Here is a 2,946-nt window from a genome sequence, read left to right as displayed (position 1 = left end):
GGATGACGGTTTCGGCGGGATATTTGATCCGCGTGCTGCTGAAGGTATGGCCTTCCCCCCAAACGCCGAACGAGCCCACATCGACGAACGCAACCTCGGGATTGCCGTCATAGCGGGCTGCCAGGGCCGCCAAAAAATGGTCCAGTTTTTCCAGGAAAACCGGGTCGTTGTAATCCGGTTCCCAGAACGGGCCATCTTCTGCCACGCCCTGCCCTACACGAAAGTTGTACCCTTTGGCCCCGGCTTTCTCGACCCATTCGGGTGTTGCGTAACGCGTCCAGGATTCCGAACAGCTGATCCGCAGGGCGATTTTCTTACCTCGGGATATCCAGCGTTGAGCGGGGGTGTCAAGGACCGACCAGCAGTACTGGCCTTCCGCGGGCTCCAGGTACGACCATGGGATGCGGAGGTAGATCACGGTAAGTCCGGGAAATTCGTCCACGGTATCCGAGGGTTCCAGCCGCGATCCATAGTGGGCGGGGACATTGTCATAATAGTGGAGGACCCAGCCCATTCCGGGGTTCTCCAGAGCAGCGCCGTTATCGACCGGACGAATGACCTGCCAATTCTGATTGCCCGCACCCCGCGCGTGCGTCGCCCATGCCATCAGCACGATAAAGGCTGCCCAATGCAAAAATCTTTTGCCGTTTGAAGTCAGCATCTTGGGTCTCCTTCTCAGTTGACGAAGAACGCCGAAGGACCTTGGTGCGCGATCGGGAAAGCTTTAGCAGCGTACCAAACTGTGGCGGCTAAGAAAAGACGCGGGAAAGATATCCCGCATGTCTTTTGGTGCTCCAGCTAGCATTCTTGCGACGCACGAGAAACCCAGGCGGTTTATTTTACCTAGCTGGCACGACCAGACCCGCACCTTCAGAATCTCGCGCATTTTCCGCATGTCCTGCAGAAAACACAAAAACGCGACGACCGATCTTTTGCCGACAGCTAGTAAGGGAGGGCGTTCTTTGAATCGTCGGGGTGGTCGACCCGACCACTCCGGACGATCAGTTTGAGCAAAAAGATTCACTGCATCATCCCGCCAGGAAGCCGCTGCACAGAAAAAGCGCTTTCTCCCGGCCGGCTTCCTGCCCCATGTGCCTTTGTGTGGCTGAAGGGAGGATATCCATGGAAAGTTGGCGAGGTTTTTTGATGGCCGCCGCCATGGGAGCGGTCCTTGCGCCGGTGATTTTAGCTCGGGAGTTGCCCGAATGGCCACCCCGCTGGCCGGATGAGGAAGGCCCCGTCTTGACTGACCCAAGCGATTCCACGCCCGTTTCCGAGCTTCAGCCGGTCGTATCCCTGAATGAACCCGACAAGGTACCGGAACGGGATTTTGCCCAGCTTGTTTCAGGACTGGAAGAAGCGGCGCCCGCTCCACTGGCGCCGGTCCCGGAATCGACTTTGGCAAAGGAGTCGGCCGCGGTTGTCCGGCCGTGTCCTGCCGCCTGCCCTGACCGCTGGACCATCCCCCAACCACGGTTTCTTGAAAGGTTAGGGATCCGCGTGGGTGGCTGGCTGGAGCAGGGCATCACGTTCAACGCTCAGGAGCCGCCGGACCAGTTCAACGGCCCCGTGGCCACCAACGATCTGGACCACGAATACCAGATGAACCAATTGTGGCTGTACTTCGATCGCCCGGCCGACAACGGTGGCTGTGGCTGGGCCTGGGGCGGGCACGTGGACATGATGTACGGCACCGACTGGCGATTCGGCATCAACAACGGTCTGGAAGACCGCATCAACGGGTTGCAGACTTACGGGATGGTGCTTCCCCAGTTTTACCTGGAACTGGCCTACAACCGCCTTTCCGTAAAGATGGGACATTTTGCGGGAATCCTTGACTATGAAGCCGTTCCCGGGCCCATGAATCCCTTTTACAGCCACTCGTATTCTTATGGCTACACCGTACCGCAACTGGTCACCGGGATGCTGTTTGATTACCGACTGACCCCGCTTCTTTCGTTCCAGGCGGGTTTCCATCGTGGCTGGATGCAATTCGAGGATAACAACGATCGGCTGGATTTCATGGGCGGAGTCAAGTGGCATTCGGAGGATAACCGTCTGAGCGTTGCCTATGCGGTTTCTGCCGGTCCGCAGGACGACGCAGCCAATCAGGATCGGTTCGTGTACAGCCTGGTCGTCCAGTGGCAGATGACGGAGCGCTTCAAGTACGTACTCGTTCACAATCTCGGCACGGAAAACCGGGCGGCTCCCGGCGGCCAGGACGCCGAGTGGTACGGTCTCAACCAGTATTTCCTCTATACCATCAACCCCTGCTGGTCCGCCGGCATGCGGGTGGAGTGGCTGCGGGATGACGACGGTGTGCGAATCGCCGGACCAGGCAATATCCCGGGAATTCGCGCCTGGAGTGGACGTGGATTTGCGGGAAATTTCTACGAAATCACATGGGGCCTCAACTGGCGTCCCAATGGAAACTGGCTTGTGCGGCCGGAAATCCGCTGGGATTGGTACGACGGCCTCGCCGGCCCCACCGGCTTGCCGTTCGACGGCGGCTCCAGCGATTCCCAGTTGACATTCGCCGTGGATGCGATCTTCACCTTCTGATCGCAGTTTGTCCGCCGCTTCCCTGGCCAATTTGATCGGAATAATGTGACCCGGAGAAGTTGTTCGCGAACGCCGGCCGCCTCGCCGTGGCCGGCGTTTTCGGCATCTTCCGGAGGGATGTGCCTGTAAGGTCTACTTACCGCTGATTACATGGTAGGGGCAATTCATGAATTGCCCCTACCGCATATGGAGGGACCTTTCGGAGGGACCCGCTTGTCGGGTCCGCTTCTCAACGTGGGGTCATCTATTGGTGTTTGGCGGGGACTGAAGTCCCTCGCATAAAGCGGGGCTAAAGCCCCGCACTCCATATGGAGTGCGGCGATTCATCGCCGCTTTTCGGTGAAGGCTTGAGCCTTCACCACCCTGGCGCTGCCGGTTAACCAG

General features: G+C 58.7%; 2 protein-coding genes. One reads left to right on the top strand and one right to left on the bottom strand.

What is annotated here, in order from left to right:
* On the bottom strand, positions 1-661 hold a 661-nt coding region (locus tag H5U08_RS14495), incomplete at its 3' end, for a beta-galactosidase (RefSeq protein WP_297034548.1).
* Positions 662-1,122: 461 nt separating this feature from the next.
* On the opposite strand from H5U08_RS14495, the gene H5U08_RS14490 reads away from it, so the two are divergent.
* Positions 1,123-2,562 carry a porin gene (locus H5U08_RS14490; RefSeq protein ID WP_297034545.1) on the top strand — a complete coding sequence of 480 codons (1,440 nt, stop codon included), beginning with the start codon at positions 1,123-1,125 and terminating at the stop codon, positions 2,560-2,562.
* Positions 2,563-2,946 lie beyond the last annotated feature (384 nt).

This window comes from Thermogutta sp., assembly GCF_014359955.1.
Lineage (GTDB): Bacteria > Planctomycetota > Planctomycetia > Pirellulales > Thermoguttaceae > Thermogutta.
The sequence above is the reverse complement of the archived record's forward strand: the minus strand, read 5'-3'. Positions and strand labels throughout refer to the sequence as shown.

Excerpts from the sequence above, each read along its gene's own strand:
- H5U08_RS14490 (WP_297034545.1), top strand. The coding sequence starts at position 1,123 with ATGGAAAGTTGGCGAGGTTTTTTGATGGCCGCCGCCATGGGAGCGGTC.